Source organism: Streptomyces sp. WAC03905 (assembly GCF_057371075.1).
On sequence record NZ_JBXYDZ010000003.1, the window covers coordinates 6,793,531 to 6,808,283 of the forward strand.

General features: G+C 73.0%; 12 protein-coding genes. 5 read left to right on the forward strand and 7 right to left on the reverse strand.

The annotated features are described in order from the left end of the window. Positions 1–10 precede the first annotated feature (10 nt). Together AC2RP6_RS33180 and AC2RP6_RS33185 are read left to right on the forward strand one after the other, a co-directional pair. Positions 11–394 (forward strand): DUF742 domain-containing protein, encoded by a 384-nt coding sequence (locus AC2RP6_RS33180; RefSeq protein ID WP_486449528.1) that lies wholly within the window; start codon positions 11–13, stop codon positions 392–394. Then, positions 394–1,122, forward strand: a complete 729-nt coding sequence (locus AC2RP6_RS33185; RefSeq protein ID WP_486449529.1) for a GTP-binding protein — start codon at positions 394–396, stop codon at positions 1,120–1,122. Before AC2RP6_RS33180 ends, AC2RP6_RS33185 begins: the two co-directional genes overlap by 1 nt. Before the next feature lie 23 nt (positions 1,123–1,145). On the opposite strand, the gene AC2RP6_RS33190 is transcribed toward AC2RP6_RS33185, so the two are convergent. Next, the gene (locus AC2RP6_RS33190) at positions 1,146–1,583 is read right to left on the reverse strand and encodes a PPOX class F420-dependent oxidoreductase (RefSeq protein ID WP_486449530.1); all 438 of its coding nucleotides are present in this window, start codon (positions 1,581–1,583) and stop codon (positions 1,146–1,148) included. Positions 1,584–1,689: 106 nt separating this feature from the next. On the opposite strand from AC2RP6_RS33190, the gene AC2RP6_RS33195 reads away from it, so the two are divergent. Both AC2RP6_RS33195 and AC2RP6_RS33200 read left to right on the forward strand, forming a co-directional pair. Continuing rightward, complete coding sequence (locus AC2RP6_RS33195) at positions 1,690–2,088, forward strand: roadblock/LC7 domain-containing protein (protein WP_030657457.1); 399 nt, start codon at positions 1,690–1,692, stop codon at positions 2,086–2,088. A gap of 115 nt (positions 2,089–2,203) precedes the next feature. Then, on the forward strand, positions 2,204–3,052 hold the full coding sequence (locus tag AC2RP6_RS33200) for a DUF6397 family protein (protein ID WP_486449531.1): 849 nt from the start codon (positions 2,204–2,206) through the stop codon (positions 3,050–3,052). Here the strand turns inward: AC2RP6_RS33200 and AC2RP6_RS33205 are convergent. The 3 genes from AC2RP6_RS33205 to AC2RP6_RS33215 are packed head-to-tail and all read right to left on the reverse strand — an operon-like array spanning position 3,016 to position 6,984. Continuing rightward, the gene (locus AC2RP6_RS33205) at positions 3,016–3,417 is read right to left on the reverse strand and encodes a YchJ family protein (protein ID WP_486449532.1); all 402 of its coding nucleotides are present in this window, start codon (positions 3,415–3,417) and stop codon (positions 3,016–3,018) included. The genes AC2RP6_RS33200 and AC2RP6_RS33205 overlap by 37 nt on opposite strands. 8 nt (positions 3,418–3,425) lie before the next feature. Next, positions 3,426–4,349 carry an acyl-CoA thioesterase gene (locus AC2RP6_RS33210; RefSeq protein ID WP_486449533.1) on the reverse strand — a complete coding sequence of 308 codons (924 nt, stop codon included), beginning with the start codon at positions 4,347–4,349 and terminating at the stop codon, positions 3,426–3,428. Between the two features lie 52 nt (positions 4,350–4,401). Then, positions 4,402–6,984, reverse strand: a complete 2,583-nt coding sequence (locus AC2RP6_RS33215) for a DEAD/DEAH box helicase (RefSeq protein ID WP_486449534.1) — start codon at positions 6,982–6,984, stop codon at positions 4,402–4,404. 82 nt (positions 6,985–7,066) lie between these two features. On the opposite strand from AC2RP6_RS33215, the gene AC2RP6_RS33220 reads away from it, so the two are divergent. Then, positions 7,067–7,858, forward strand: coding sequence for a metal-dependent hydrolase (locus tag AC2RP6_RS33220; RefSeq protein ID WP_486449535.1), 792 nt, complete (start codon positions 7,067–7,069; stop codon positions 7,856–7,858). Between the two features lie 101 nt (positions 7,859–7,959). Here AC2RP6_RS33220 and AC2RP6_RS33225 read toward each other — a convergent pair whose 3' ends face one another. From AC2RP6_RS33225 to AC2RP6_RS33235, 3 genes are all read right to left on the reverse strand, one after another. Further along, on the reverse strand, positions 7,960–9,741 hold the full coding sequence (locus AC2RP6_RS33225; RefSeq protein ID WP_486449536.1) for an ABC transporter ATP-binding protein: 1,782 nt from the start codon (positions 9,739–9,741) through the stop codon (positions 7,960–7,962). After that, complete coding sequence (locus AC2RP6_RS33230) at positions 9,738–11,642, reverse strand: ABC transporter ATP-binding protein (RefSeq protein WP_486449537.1); 1,905 nt, start codon at positions 11,640–11,642, stop codon at positions 9,738–9,740. Before AC2RP6_RS33230 ends, AC2RP6_RS33225 begins: the two co-directional genes overlap by 4 nt. Positions 11,643–11,803: 161 nt before the next feature. Further along, positions 11,804–14,737 carry an FAD-binding and (Fe-S)-binding domain-containing protein gene (locus AC2RP6_RS33235; RefSeq protein WP_486449538.1) on the reverse strand — a complete coding sequence of 978 codons (2,934 nt, stop codon included), beginning with the start codon at positions 14,735–14,737 and terminating at the stop codon, positions 11,804–11,806. Between the last annotated feature and the right edge of the window lie 16 nt (positions 14,738–14,753).

Below are 14,753 nucleotides of genomic sequence, written 5' to 3' on the forward strand. Positions count from 1 at the left end.
CAGTCGGCACATGGACGGCCAGTGGTACGACGCCGAAGCGGGCCCGCTCGTCCGCCCGTACGCCATGACCGGGGGGCGGACCAGGCCGGGACCGCACGGGGTCCGCTTCGACCTGATCGCCCTGGTCACGGTGGACCCGCAGGGCGGTGCGGACGACGGCGCCGAGTCCCTGCTCGGCCCCGAGCACCGGGCACTGCTGGGGCTCTGCCGGTCCGTGACCCATTCGATGGCGGAACTCGCCGCCGACGCCGATCTGCCCGTGGGAGTCGTACGGGTGCTCCTCGGGGACCTGCTGGAGGGCGGACACGTCAAGGTCAGCCGCCCCGTACCGCCCGCCCGACTGCCCGACGAGCGGATTCTGCGTGAAGTCATCGAGGGATTGCGAGCACTTTGATGGGACACCACGACAACCGAGCCTCCGGGACGACCGGACCGGCCGGAGCCGCGCCGGAGCCGGCCCGGGACCGGGACCCGGCCCGGGAACCGGATCCCCGGGCCGACGCGGATCCGGCAGCGGTGGAGGAGGACGGCGAACTGGCCGCGCTCGCACTGAAGATCCTGGTGGCGGGCGGCTTCGGGGTGGGCAAGACCACGCTGGTCGGTGCGGTGAGCGAGATCCGGCCGCTGCGCACCGAGGAGCAGCTGAGCGAGGCGGGCGAACTGGTCGACGACACGGGCGGAGTGGACCAGAAGACGACCACGACCGTGGCCATGGACTTCGGGCGGATCACCATCCGCTCCGGGCTGTCCCTCTACCTGTTCGGCACGCCGGGGCAGGACCGGTTCTGGTTCCTGTGGGACGAACTGTCGCGAGGGGCGCTCGGCGCGGTGGTGCTCGCCGACACGCGGCGGCTGGAGGACTGCTTCCCGGCGGTCGACTACTTCGAGCACCGGCGCATCCCCTTCGTGGTCGCCGTCAACTGCTTCACCGAGGCCCGGCGTTACGGAGCGCACGACGTGTCGCGCGCCCTGGACCTGGAGCAGGGGACACCGGTGGTGCTGTGCGACGCGCGGGACAAGGACTCCGGCAAGGAAGTGCTGATCAGGCTGGTCGAGTACGCCGGGCGGGTGCACACCGCCCGGCTGCTGGACTCGGTGGGGCCGCAGGCCGGTTCCGCGTGAGCCGGCCCGGCCGCGGGGGTGGGTCAGTCGGACACGCCGGCGACCGCGATCACCTTGTCGATGGGGACGCGGACCAGGAGCTCTCCGGGGACGGCGTTGCGGCGGCCGAAGGCCCCGGCCGCATCCTCGCCCATGTAGCGGGCGGCGATGCGCGTCGCCCAGGTGAGCATCTCCTCCGCGCCGTCGGCGTACCCGGTGATCTCCGCGCGGCCCTGGAGGACGACGTAGGAGAACGGCGGACGGTCGTCGTCCACGCAGAGCGCCACGCGGCCGTCCCTGGCCAGATTGCGCCCCTTGACGGTGTCCTTGCCGGTGTTGAAGACGAAGGAGTCCCCGTCGAGTACGAACCAGATCGGAGCGACGTGCGGACTCCCGTCCTCACGGACGGTGGACAGCTTTCCGGTGCGGGTGGAACGGGACACGAAGGCCCGCCATTCCTCTTGAGTCATCTTCTTCGCCATGGGCACATCCTCCTTGCCGGAAAGGCGCTGGTGGGGAAGGCTTGCGGCACGAGTACGCGGGGTGGGGCGCGGCCGAGCGGGCCGCGTCGACGGGGAGGGGCTGGGAATGGCACTGGACAAGCAACTGGACTGGCTGTTGGACGACCTGACCCGCAGGGTCCCGCAGGTGCGGCACGCGGTGGTGCTGTCCAATGACGGTCTGGTGACGGGGGCGAGCGCGGGGCTGCCGAGGGAGGACGCCGAACACCTGGCGGCCGTGGCGGCCGGACTGCAGAGCCTGGCGAAGGGCTCCGGGCGGCACTTCCGGGCCGGAGAGGTCCGGCAGACGATGGTCGAGTACGACGACGGGGCCCTCTTCGTCATGGCCGCCGGGGCGGGCAGCTCCCTGTGCGTGCTGAGCGCGGCCGAGGCGGACATCGGTCAGGTCGCCTACGAGATGACGCTGCTGGTCAACCGGGTGGGCGAACACCTGGGCGTCGCGGAGCGGCGCATCACCGGCGGCTGAACGACACCCGGCGGCGCAGGGCCCGGGCAGGGTTTTCCACAGGCCTGGTGGGGGTCCGTCGCACCGGGTTACGGTCTTCACACAGAGTAATCACTGCTCGTGGGGGAGAACCGGGATGACGCAGATGGTGACCGCGCCGCCGTGGGAGACGGCCGGGCGCGAGGGGGAGACGGCGGCCGTCCGGGCCGGCGGCGCCGCGCAGGCACTGGTCGGCAGCGCGCCGGCCGCCAGGGAACTGGGCCTGACCCGGGGCGAGTTGGCCAGGGCCGTCCAGCTGGGGATCGTACGGGCCGGGCCGCCGACGGCCGGTGGGTCCGCGCGCTTCGCGCGGGCGGAGCTGGCGAGGGTGCGGGACGCGACCGCCGGCCGGCCGGACGCGCTGCGCCGACAGGTCGAGACGGTCGCCGGGGCCCAGACGGCGGCCGAGGTGCTGGGAGTCGGCCCGAGCCGGTTCACCCGGCTCGCGCGCTGCGGGCACCTCACTCCCATCGGCTACCGGATCAACCGCTACCGCGCCGTCGTATGGCTCTATCTGGCCGCGGAGCTGAGGGAGTTCGCCGACCGGGAGCCGGGGATGCTGCGCGGGACGGCGCCCGCCGAGGACCGCGAACTGCTGGCGGCCAAGGGGGACCTGCGGCCGCGCTCGTGGCGCGGACGGCACGTGGGGCTCCTGCTGAGACGGACCGCCGATCTCTGGGCGCGAGCGGCCGTACTGGCCTGCGTGCTCCCCGAGGAGGAACTGCGCGGGGCCGTCCCCGATCCGGCGGAACGGATCGTCCTGGCCGCGCTCGCTCCACCCCCGCCGTACGGGCACCCGCAGGTCCCCGCCGCCGCGGCGGTGGCGGAGGGGCTGCTGCGGGCCGGGCCGCCCGAGGAAGTCCACTGGTACCGCACCAGCCTGGAGTTCGCCCTGACCGGGGCCCGGGCTCAGTCGAAGTCGACGGGGGAGAGGGGACCGACGTAGACCCAGGCCCCGGCCTCGCGGGAGAAGGCGCTGTGCTCGTGCAGCGAGCCGGTGTGCCGGCCCTCGCGGTAGTGCGCGCGGAACTCCACCGAGCCCTCCGTCTCGAACATCCCGCCGCGCTCGGTCGCGAGGATCTCCAGGCGCTCCCAGCGCTGCCCGGGATCCAGGTCCAGGCGGGCCGGGCGCGTCGAGGGGTGCCAGGAGCGCAGCAGGTAGGCGGTGTCACCGACGGCGAAGGCACTGAAGCGGGAGCGCATCAGCAGCTCGGCGGTCGGCGCCCGGCCGTCACCGGAGTGGAAGCGGCCGCAGCACTCCGGGTAGGTGGCGGGCAGCCCGCAGGGGCAGGGCATGGCGGGGGTGGGCATGGGGCTGCTCAGTTCTCCGGTGCGGTGTCGGACGGCCGGACCGGCTGGTCCGGGTGGCTCGGCCGGGCGGGGTAGGGACGGAAGAGGCCCTCCTGGACCACGGAGACCAGCAGCCGGCCTTCCACGTCGTAGATCCGGCCCCGGGCCAGACCCCGGCCGCCGTGCGCGATGGGCGACTCCTGGTCGTAGAGGAACCACTCGTCCGCGCGGAACGGCCGGTGGAACCACATGGCGTGGTCGAGCGAGGCCATGTCGAAACCGCGCATGCCCCACAGGGGTTCCACGGGGATCCGCACGGCGTCGAGGAGGGTCATGTCACTGGCGTAGGTGAGGGCGCAGGTGTGGACGAGCGGGTCGTCGCCCAGCGGGCCGACGGCGCGCATCCACACCGCGCTGCGCGGATCGGCGTCCTTGAGCTCCTCCGGGGTCCAGCGGAGCCGGTTCACGTAGCGGATGTCGAAGGGCTGGCGGCGGGCCATCCGCTCCAGCGCCTCCGGCAGTGACCCGAGGTGCTCGCGGATCTCGTCCGCGACCTTGGGGAGCGTGTCGGGATGGGGGCAGTGATGAGGAGGCAGCTGGTGCTCGATGCCACCCTCCTCCGGATGATGGAAGGAGGCGGTGAGATTGAAGATCGTCTTGCCCTGCTGGACCGCGGTGACCCGGCGCGTGGTGAAGGACCGCCCGTCGCGCACCCGCTCCACCTGGTACACGATCGGCACCCCGGGGATCCCGGGGCGGAGGAAGTACGCGTGCAGCGAGTGGACCGGGCGGTCGCTCTCGACGGTGCGGCCCGCGGCCACCAGCGCCTGGCCGGCGACCTGGCCGCCGAAGACGCGCTGGAGGGACTCCTGCGGGCTCGCGCCGCGGAAGATGTTGACCTCGATCTGCTCCAGGTCGAGCAGATCGACCAGTCTCTCGGCGGGGTTCGTCATCAGGGGGTCTCCACTGTCGGGTCAGGGCGGTCCGGCGGCGTACCGGATCAGGTCACAGGGCGCCGAGTTCGCCGACCGAGGTGACCCGGACGACCGCCCGGCCCTCCTCGTCGGAGGCCGCCAGGTCGACCTCGGCGCTGATGCCCCAGCCATGGTCGCCGTTCGGGTCGGCGAAGGTCTGGCGGACGCGCCACAGACCGTGCGCCGGGTCCTCCTCGATCTGCAGCAGCTTCGGGCCGCGGGCGTCCGGGCCGGTGCCCAGGTCGTCGTACTCGTCCCAGTACCCGTCCATGGCCTCGCCCCAGGCGTCGGCGTCCCAGCCCGACTCGGCGTCCAGCTCGCCCAGCACGTTCACGTGGTCGAGGGCGGCCAGCTCCACCCGGCGGAACATGGCGTTGCGCACCAGGACGCGGAAGGCGCGCGCGTTCGCGGTGACCGGCTTGACCTGGTCGGCCTTCTCCTGGGCCTGCTCAGCCGTCTCCACCTCCGGGTTCGCCAGCTGCTCCCACTCGTCCAGCAGGCTGGAGTCGACCTGGCGGACCAGCTCGCCGAGCCAGGCGATCAGGTCCTGGAGGTCCTCCGACTTCAGGTCGTCGGGGATGGTGTGGTCCAGCGCCTTGAACGCGCCGGCCAGGTAGCGCAGCACGATGCCCTCGGTGCGGGCCAGCTCGTAGAAGGAGGTGAACTCGGTGAAGGTCATCGCGCGTTCGTACATGTCGCGAATGATCGACTTCGGCGAGACGGGGTGGTCGCGCACCCACGGGTGGCTCTTGGCGTAGACGTCGTAGGCGTGGAAGAGGAGCTCCTCCAGCGGTTTGGGATGGGTGACCTCCTGGAGCCGCTCCATCCGCTCCTCGTACTCGATCCCGTCGGCCTTCATCTGCCCGACCGCGATGCCGCGCTCCTTGTTCTGCTGGGCGGCCAGGATCTGGCGGGGGTCGTCCAGCGTGGACTCCACGACGGACACCATGTCCAGCGCGTAGGAGGGGGACTCCGGGTCCAGCAGGTCGAAGGAGGCCAGCGCGAAGGTGGACAGCGGCTGGTTGAGTGCGAAGTCCTGCTGGAGGTCCACGGTGAGCCGGATGGTGCGGCCCTCCGCGTCCGGGGTGTCGAGCTTCTCCACCACGCCGCCGTCCAGCAGCGAGCGGTAGATCGCGATGGCCCGCCGGATGTGCCGCAGCTGCGCCTTGCGCGGCTCGTGGTTGTCCTCCAGGAGGTGGCGCATCGCCTGGAAGGCGTCGCCCGGCCGGGCGATCACCGACAGCAGCATGATGTTGGTGACCTTGAAGCGCGAGGTCAGTGGCTCCGGGTCGGCGGCGATGAGCTTCTCGAAGGTCGTGTCCGACCAGGCGACGAAGCCTTCGGGTGCCTTCTTGCGGACCACCTTGCGGCGCTTCTTCGGGTCGTCGCCCGCCTTGGCCAGGGCCTTCTCGTTCTCGATGACGTGCTCGGGCGCCTGGGCGACCACGAAACCCGCCGTGTCGAAGCCGGCCCGGCCGGCCCGCCCGGCGATCTGGTGGAACTCGCGGGCGCGCAGCGTGCGCACCCGGTTGCCGTCGTACTTGGTGAGCGCCGTGAACAGCACCGTGCGGATCGGGACGTTGACGCCGACCCCGAGCGTGTCCGTACCGCAGATGACCTTCAGCAGACCGGCCTGCGCGAGCTTCTCCACCAGACGCCGGTACTTCGGCAGCATGCCGGCGTGGTGGACGCCGATGCCGTGCCGCACGTAGCGCGAGAGGTTCTGGCCGAACTTGGTGGTGAAGCGGAAGTTGCCGATCAGCTCCTGGATCTTGTCCTTCTCCTCGCGGGTGCACATGTTGATGCTCATGAGCGACTGCGCCCGCTCGACCGCCTGGGCCTGCGTGAAGTGCACGATGTAGACGGGGGCCTGCCGGGTCTCCAGCAGCTCGGTGATCGTGTCGGTGATCGGCGTCGTCACGTATTCGTACGACAGCGGCACGGGCCGGGTCGCGGAGCGCACCACCGAGGTGGGCCGGCCGGTGCGCCGGGTCAGGTCCTCCTCGAACCGCTTCACGTCGCCGAGCGTCGCCGACATCAGGACGAATTGCGCCTGCGGCAGCTCCAGCAGCGGGATCTGCCACGCCCAGCCGCGGTCCGGCTCGGCATAGAAGTGGAACTCGTCCATGACGACCTGGCCGATGTCGGCGTGCTTGCCGTCCCGCAGCGCGATGGAGGCGAGCACCTCGGCGGTGCAGCAGATCACCGGGGCGTCGGCGTTCACCGAGGCGTCGCCGGTCAGCATGCCGACGTTCTCCGTGCCGAAGAGCTTGCACAGGTCGAAGAACTTCTCCGACACCAGCGCCTTGATCGGGGCGGTGTAGAAGGTGACCTTGTCCTGGGCCAGGGCCGTGAAGTGCGCACCGGCCGCGACCAGGCTCTTGCCCGAGCCGGTCGGGGTGGACAGGATCACGTTCGCCCCGGAGACGACCTCGATCAGTGCCTCCTCCTGAGCCGGGTACAGGGTGATGCCCTGGTCCTCGGCCCACGAGGAGAAAGCCTCGAAGAGGGCGTCGGGGTCGGCGGTCGGCGGCAGCTGATCAATGAGGGTCACGCCCCCATCTTGCCTGGCTTCCCCCCGGATCCGGGAACCGGAGGACGGAACGAAGATCACCGACTGTACGCTGTGCCGTCGATGCGGCCCGAACGAACCGGTCAACCGGGCCCGACACACACCAGCGGGGCGGGGAACGACCATGATGGGTCCGGCGCACTCATTGTCCGGGGCGGCGGCCTGGCTGGGGGTGGGAGCGGCCACTGCGGCCGCCGGCCACCCCATGCCGTGGCCCGTCCTCGTCGTCGGCGCGCTGATCTGCGCCGGCGCGGCACTCGCCCCGGACCTCGACCACAAGTCGGCGACGATCTCCCGCGCCTTCGGCCCGCTGTCCAAGGGCCTGTGCGAGGTGGTCGACAAGATCTCCTACGCCGTCTACAAGGCCACCCGCTCCACCAAGGACGCCCGCCGCTCCGGCGGCCACCGCACCCTGACGCACACCTGGCTGTGGGCGGTGCTCATCGGCGGCGGCTCCTCGGCGCTCGCCGTCACCGCCGGCCGCTGGGGCGTGCTCGCCCTGCTCTTCGTGCACCTGGTGCTCGCGGTCGAGGGCCTGCTGTGGCGGGCCGCCCGGATGTCCAGCGACGTCCTGGTCTGGCTCCTCGGCGCGACCAGCGCGTGGATCATGGCCGGGGTGCTCGACCAGCCCGGCAACGGCGCGAACTGGCTGTTCACCGAGCCGGGCCAGGAGTACCTCTGGCTGGGACTGCCCATCGTGCTCGGAGCCCTGGTCCACGACATCGGCGACGCCCTGACGGTCTCCGGCTGCCCCGTCCTGTGGCCCCTGCCGATCGCCGGCAAGCGCTGGTACCCCATCGGCCCGCCGAAGCCGATGCGGTTCCGCGCCGGCAGCTGGGTGGAGCTGAAGGTCCTGATGCCGGTCTTCGTCCTCCTGGGCGCCTTCGGAGGCGCCTCGGCCCTCGGTTTCATCTAGGGACGGACCCGCGGCCCCGGCTGCTCCGCCCGGAAACCTGCTTCCGGGCGGAACAACCGGGGCCGCCGCATTCTCCGGGCCGGCCCGGCGGTGCCGTCGGCTCAGCCGTGCCAGGAGCGCCACAGGGCCGCGTACGCACCGTCCGCCGCGACCAGCTCGTCGTGCGAGCCGAGTTCGCTGATCCGGCCGCCCTCGACCACGGCGATCACATCCGCGTCATGGGCGGTGTGCAGCCGGTGGGCGATGGCGATGACCGTACGGCCGTCCAGCACCCGGGCCAGCGAGCGCTCCAGGTGCCGTGCGGCCCGCGGGTCCAGCAGCGAGGTGGCCTCGTCCAGCACCAGCGTGTGCGGATCCGCCAGCACCAGCCGGGCCAGCGCCACCTGCTGCGCCTGCGCCGGGGTGAGCGCCGTGCCGCCGGAGCCGACCTCGGTGTCCAGGCCCTCCTCCAGGGCCCGCGCCCAGCCGTCCGCGTCCACCGCGCCCAGCGCCGCCCACAGCTCGGCGTCCTCGGCACCCGCCCGCGCCAGCCGGAGGTTGTCGCGCAGCGATCCCACGAACACGTGGTGCTCCTGGTTGACCAGAGCCACGTGCTCACGCACCCGTTCCGCCGGCATCCGCGACAGCCGCGCCCCGCCGAGGGTGACCTCACCGGTGCGGGGCTCGTAGATGCCCGCCAGCAGCCGCCCCAGGGTGGACTTGCCCGCGCCCGAGGGGCCGACCAGCGCCATCCGGGTGCCGGGCGGCACCGACATCGACACCTGGTGCAGGACGTCCACGCCCTCCCGGTAGCCGAAGCGGACCTCGTCGGCCCGTACGTCCCGGCCGTCGGGCGCCACCTTCACGTCCCCCGCGTCCGGCTCGATCTCCCGCACGCCCACCAGACGGCCCAGCGACACCTGGGCGACCTGCAGCTCGTCGTACCAGCGCAGGATCAGGCCGATCGGATCGACCAGCATCTGCGCCAGCAGCGCGCCCGTGGTCAGCTGACCCACCGACATCCAGCCCTGCAGCACGCAGTAGCCGCCGATCAGCAGTACCGAGCCGAGGATCGTCACGAAGGTGACGTTGATGACCGGGAAGAGGACCGTCCGCAGGAACAGCGTGTACCGCTCCCACGCCGTCCACTCCTTGATGCGCCGCTCCGACCGGGCGATCCGCTCCGGGCCCAGGCGGTGCGCCTCGACCGTGCGGCCCGCGTCCACCGTCTCGGTGAGCACGGCCGAGACCGCGGCGTAGCCCGCCGCCTCCGACCGGTACGCCGACGGGGCCCGACGGAAGTACCAGCGGCAGCCGATCACCAGCACGGGCAGCGCGACGAGCGCGGCCAGTGCCAGGGGCGGCGCGGTCACGGCGAGGGCACCGAACAGAAGCCCCGCCCACACCACGCCGATGGCCAGCTGCGGCACGGCCTCGCGCATCGCGTTGGCCAGCCGGTCGATGTCGGTGGTGATCCGCGACAGCAGGTCACCGGTTCCGGCCCGTTCCAGCACGCCCGGCGGCAGCCCCACGGACCGCACCAGGAAGTCCTCGCGCAGATCGGCGAGCATCTCCTCGCCCAGCATCGCCCCGCGCAGCCGCACCTGCCGCACGAAGAACGTCTGCACGGCGAGGGCCAGAGCGAACAGCAGCGCCATCCGTTCCAGGTGCAGCTCGCGGGCGCCCGCCGCGAGCTCGTCCACGACCCGGCCCAGCAGGTACGGGCCGACCATGGAGGCGATCACCGCGACCGCGTTGACGCCCACCAGCACCAGGAACGGCCGGCGATGGCGCCGGAACAGGTCGCGCACATAGCCCCGTACGGTCGCCGGCGTGCCCACGGGCAGGGTCGCGGCCGTCTCGGGGGCCGCCGGATCGTAGTCCGGTGGCGCCACGCCGATCATGCTGATTCCTCGATCTCTGTGAGTGCTTCTTCCAGCTCTGTCAGTCCGAGCCCGGCGAGCCGCTGCTCCTCGTCCGTCTCGCGGGTGACGACCGCCCGGTAGAGCGGCTCGCGGTGCAGCAGTTCGCGGTGCGTCCCGACCGCCGCCACCGTGCCGCCGTCGATGAGCACGACCCGGTCCGCGCGGTCCAGCAGCAAGGGCGACGACGCCAGGACGACCGTGGTCCGCCCGCCGCGCAGGGCCGCGATGCCGTCCGCGATCCGCGCCTCGGTGTGCGAGTCCACCGCGGACGTCGGCTCGTCGAGCACGAGCACCTCCGGGTCGGTCACCAGGGACCGGGCCAGTGCGAGGCGCTGGCGCTGGCCGCCGGACAGCGACCTGCCGCGTTCGGTGATCCGGGCGTCCATCGGGTCGTCGACACCGTCCGGCGCCGACTGCAGCAGGGCGTCCAGTACGTCGGCGCACTGGGCGGCCGCCAGGGCCGGGCCCGGCTCGACCGCCCCGGAGGCCGGCACGTCGAGCAGTTCCCGCAGCGTCCCCGACAGCAGTACCGGATCCTTGTCCTGTACGAGGACCAGCCGGCGGGCGGTGTCCAGCGCGAGGTCGTCCAGGGCGATCCCGCCGAGGAGCACCGACGGACCGTCCTTCGTCTCCCGGTCTCCGGCCCCGGCCCGGTCGCCCGACCCGGCCCCGTTCCCGTTCCCGTCCCCGGCCCCGTTGCCCCGTTCCGCCATGGCGTGGCCGCCGAGGCGTTCCGCCAGCCGGCCCGCAAGGTCCGGGTCCCCGCAGACGACGGCGGTGAACCGGCCCGCGGGCGCCAGCAGTCCGGTCCGCGGGTCGTACAGGTCACCGCCCGGTGCCGGTTCCCCCACCGGTTCGGCCGGCGCGGGGCGTTCCACCGGATCCGTCCGGGTCAGCGACAGCACCCGCGCCGCCCGCTTCGCGGAGGGACGGGAGAAGGAGTACGCCATGGCGATCTCCTCGAAGTGCCGGAGCGGGTAGAGCAGGGTCGCCACCGCGCTGAACGCCGCGACGAGTTCACCCACCGCGATGCGCCCGTCCAGGGCCAGCGAGGCGCCGTACCAGACGACCGCGATCATCAGCAGGCCCGGGAGCACCACCTGGATCGCGGAGATCAGCGCCCACATCCGGGCGCTGCGCACGGCGGCCTTGCGGACCTCTTGCGAAGCCTCGCGGTACCGGCCGAGGAACAGCTCCTCACCGCCGATGCCGCGCAGCACGCGCAGGCCCGCCACGGTGTCCGAGGCCAGCTCGGTCGCCCTGCCCGCCTTCTCCCGCTGTACGTCGGCGCGCCGGGTGGCCCGGGGGAGCAGCGGCAGCGAGGCCAGGGCGATCAGCGGCACGCCGACGGCGACGACCACGCCCAGCTCGGGCGCGTAGAGCACCAGGCCGACGCAGACCAGGGCGATGGCGAAAACGGCGGCGAGGAAGCGGGAGACGGCCTCGACGAACCATCCGATCTTCTCGACGTCGCCGGTGGACACCGCGACCACCTCGCCCGCGGCGACCCGGCGCGTCAGGGCGGAGCCCAGTTCGGCGGTCTTGCGCGCGAGGAGCTGCTGCACCCGTGCGGCGGCGGTGATCCAGTTGGTGACGGCGGTGCGGTGGAGCATGGCGTCGCCCACCGAGATGGCGACGCCGATCAGCAGGAGCAGCCCGCCGACCAGCAACAGCCGGTCCGGTTCGCGGTCGACGACCGCGTCGACGCCCAGACCCACGGCGTACGGCAGCCCGGCGACGCCGCCGAAGTGCAGCATCCCCCAGGCCAGGCTCTTGAGCTGGCCGCCGATCTGCCCTCGACCCAGCCACAGGAGGAAACGTGGGCCGGAACGAGCGTCGGGCACCCCCGGATCCGGATACGGAAGATCACTGATCTGCATGACGCCCCATGACTGCTCGACTGGTCCAAACCGTGCAAGGTTCGCCTTCCGGACCGGCGCCGGGCAATCGATTTTCCGCCCCTCCGGCGGCCCGCGCCAAGAGGTTTTCGTACGGCGTCCGCGGGCCCGCGCCTGGTGGCGGGGGCCGCGCACACCGGCGCTCACGGGCGGGTGGCGCGCTCCAGTTCGAGCAGGGCCGAGTAATAGGAGCGGCCGGTGGCCCGGTCCATGCCCACCTCGCACATCCGGTTCGCCGACAGGTGGGCGTCGAAGGCGCGCGCGGTCACCTCCGCGGCCTCCCGGGCCGTCGCGGAGGCCGTCAGCTCCGGGTGCAGCATGCCCCGGTCACCGGCGAAGGCGCAGCAGCCCGCGTCGTCCGGGACCACCACCTCGTCGGCGCAGGCCTCGGCGACCGCCCGCAACTGCGGCTCGTCGCCCAGGTGCCGCATCGAGCAGGTGGGGTGGAGGACGGCCGAACCCACCGTCCGCCGGACCTCCAGGTGCGGCAGCAGCTCCCGGGCGGCCCACACGACCGAGTCGACGATCCTCAACTCCTCGTGCAGCGCCCGGTTGTCCGGCGTCAGGTACGGGACCACCTCGCGGGCGATGCCCAGGGTGCAGGAGGAGGCGTCGACGACCAGGGGCAGCCGTCCGCCGGCCGTCCAGCCCCAGGCGGCCTCGACGATCCGGTTGGCCATCAGCCGGTTGCCCCCGTCGTAGCCCTTGGAGTGCCAGATCGTCGCGCAGCACGTGCCGGCCACGTCGCGGGGGATCCAGACCGGCTTGCCCGCCCGCTCCGACACGGCCACCAGGGCCTGCGGCAGCGACGGACCGGGCCGGCCCGGGGGGCCGCCGAAGATCCGGTTGACGCAGGCCGGGTAGTACACGGCCGACGCGCCCGGGCGCGCCGTCCCGGGCAGGCGCCCGGCGGCGCCGGGGATCTGCGGCAGCCACCGCGGGACCAGGTCCGGTCGTACGGCCCTGCGCGCGGCCCCGGTGACCGCCCGCAGCAGCCGGTCCCCGATCCGGTCGGGGATCCGGCCGGCGGTGGCGACGGCCGCGCGGGCGGCGGCCTCGACGGTCCGGAAGTGCCGGGCGGCCAGAGCGGCGGCCGCCTCCTCACGCGGACCGTGCCGGCGGTGGCGGAAGTCCCTCATCAGTGCCCCGGTGTCGATCCCGACCGGGCAGGCGAGCCGGCACGTGGAATCGCCCGCGCAGGTGTCCACCGCGTCGTAGCCGTAGGCGCCGAGCAGTTCGTCCAGCAGGGGCGAGCCCGGCTGCTGGCGCACCATCTCCCGGCGCAGCACGATGCGCTGGCGCGGAGTGGTGGTCAGGTCCCCGCTGGGGCAGGCCGGTTCGCAGAACCCGCACTCGATGCAGGGGTCGGCCTCCGCCTCCACCCGCGGGATGGTCTTCAGGCCGCGCAGATGGGCCCGCGGGTCGCGGTCGAGGACGACGCGCGGGGCGAGCACCCCGTCCGGGTCGACGAGGCGTTTGGTGCGCCACATCAGGGCGGTGGCCGCGGGGCCCCATTCCAGTTCCAGGAAGGGCGCCATGTTGCGGCCGGTGGAGTGCTCGGCCTTCAGGGAGCCGTCGAAGCGCTCGACGGTGAGCGTGCAGAAGGCGTCCATGAAGGCGCCGTACCGCGCGACGTCGGCGTGGTCCGCGGCGTCGAAGGCGAGCAGGAAGTGCAGGTTGCCGTGGGCGGCGTGGCCGGCGACCGCCGCGTCGAAGCCGTGCTCCGCCTGGAGTTCGAGGAGCGCCGCGCACGCCTCGGCCAGCCGGGCCGGCGGCACCGCGAAGTCCTCGGTGATCAGGGTGGTGCCGCGGGCGCGGGCGCCTCCGACGGCGGTGACGAAGGCCTTGCGGGCCTTCCAGTAGCCGTTGATGATCTGCGCGTCAGCGGTGAAGCGGTTGGTGATCGAGGGCACCGGGGCGACCAGGTCGAGTCCTTCGAGGGCCTGCGCGGCGCGGCGTGCGCAGTCGTCCCGGCCGGCCGCGTCCGGCGCCCGGAACTCCACGAGCAGCGCCGTCGTCGTCCCGGGCAGGTCCGCCCAGTCGGCCGGCACCCCCTCGACGCTGACCGAGGCCCGCAGGGTGTTCGCGTCCATCAGCTCGACGGCGAGGGCGCCCGCCTCGTTGAAGCGGGGCACGGCGGCGGCCGCGGCGGGCAGCGAGGGGAAGAAGAGCAGGGCGGTGCACCGCTCGCGGTCCAGGGGGAGCGTGTCGAGGACGACCTCCGCGATGAAGCCGAGGGTGCCCTCCGACCCGACCATGAGGCCCCGGAGGATCTCGACGGGGGTGCTGCCGTCCAGGTAGGCGTCGAGCCGGTAGCCGGTGGTGTTCTTGATCTCGTACTTGGCGCGGATCCGGGCGGTGAGGGCGGGATCGGCCTCGATCTCCCGCTTGATCTCCATCAGCCCGCGACACAGGGCCGGTTCGGCGCGCGCGAGTTCCTCGTCGGCCAGCGGGTCGGCGGTGTCCACGACGGTGCCGCCGGGCAGCACGAAGGTCAGGGAGGACAGGGTGCGGTAGGAGTTGCGCGTGGTGCCCGCCGTCATCCCGGACGCGTTGTTGGCCACCACCCCGCCGACGGTGCAGGCGATGGCGCTGGCCGGGTCGGGGCCCAGGACGCGGCCGTGGCGGGCCAGTGCGGCGTTGGCCCGCAGGACGGTGGTTCCGGGCCGCAGGCGGGCCCGCCGGCCCCCTTCCAGCACCTCGACGCCGGCCCAGTGGCGGCGTACGTCGACGAGGATGTCCTCGCCCTGGGCCTGGCCGTTCAGCGAGGTCCCGGCGGCGCGGAAGACGACGTCGCGCTGCCTGCCGCGGGCGTAGGACAGGACCGCGGAGACGTCGTCGATGTCCTCGGCGAGCACCACGACCTGCGGCACGAAGCGGTAGGGGGAGGCGTCGGAGGCGTAGCGCACCAGGTCGGAGACCTTCCACAGCACCTTCTCGGCGCCGAGCAGTTCGGTCAGCTCGGTGCGCAGGGGCTCCGGTGTCCCGGCGGCCCGGTACGGGGGCACCCGGTCGGGGGAGGGCGCGCCGGTGCCGCGCGGGCGCAGGGCCCCCGGCTCCGGTTCCAGCAGCGGCATGTGGGACCCCTCGCCT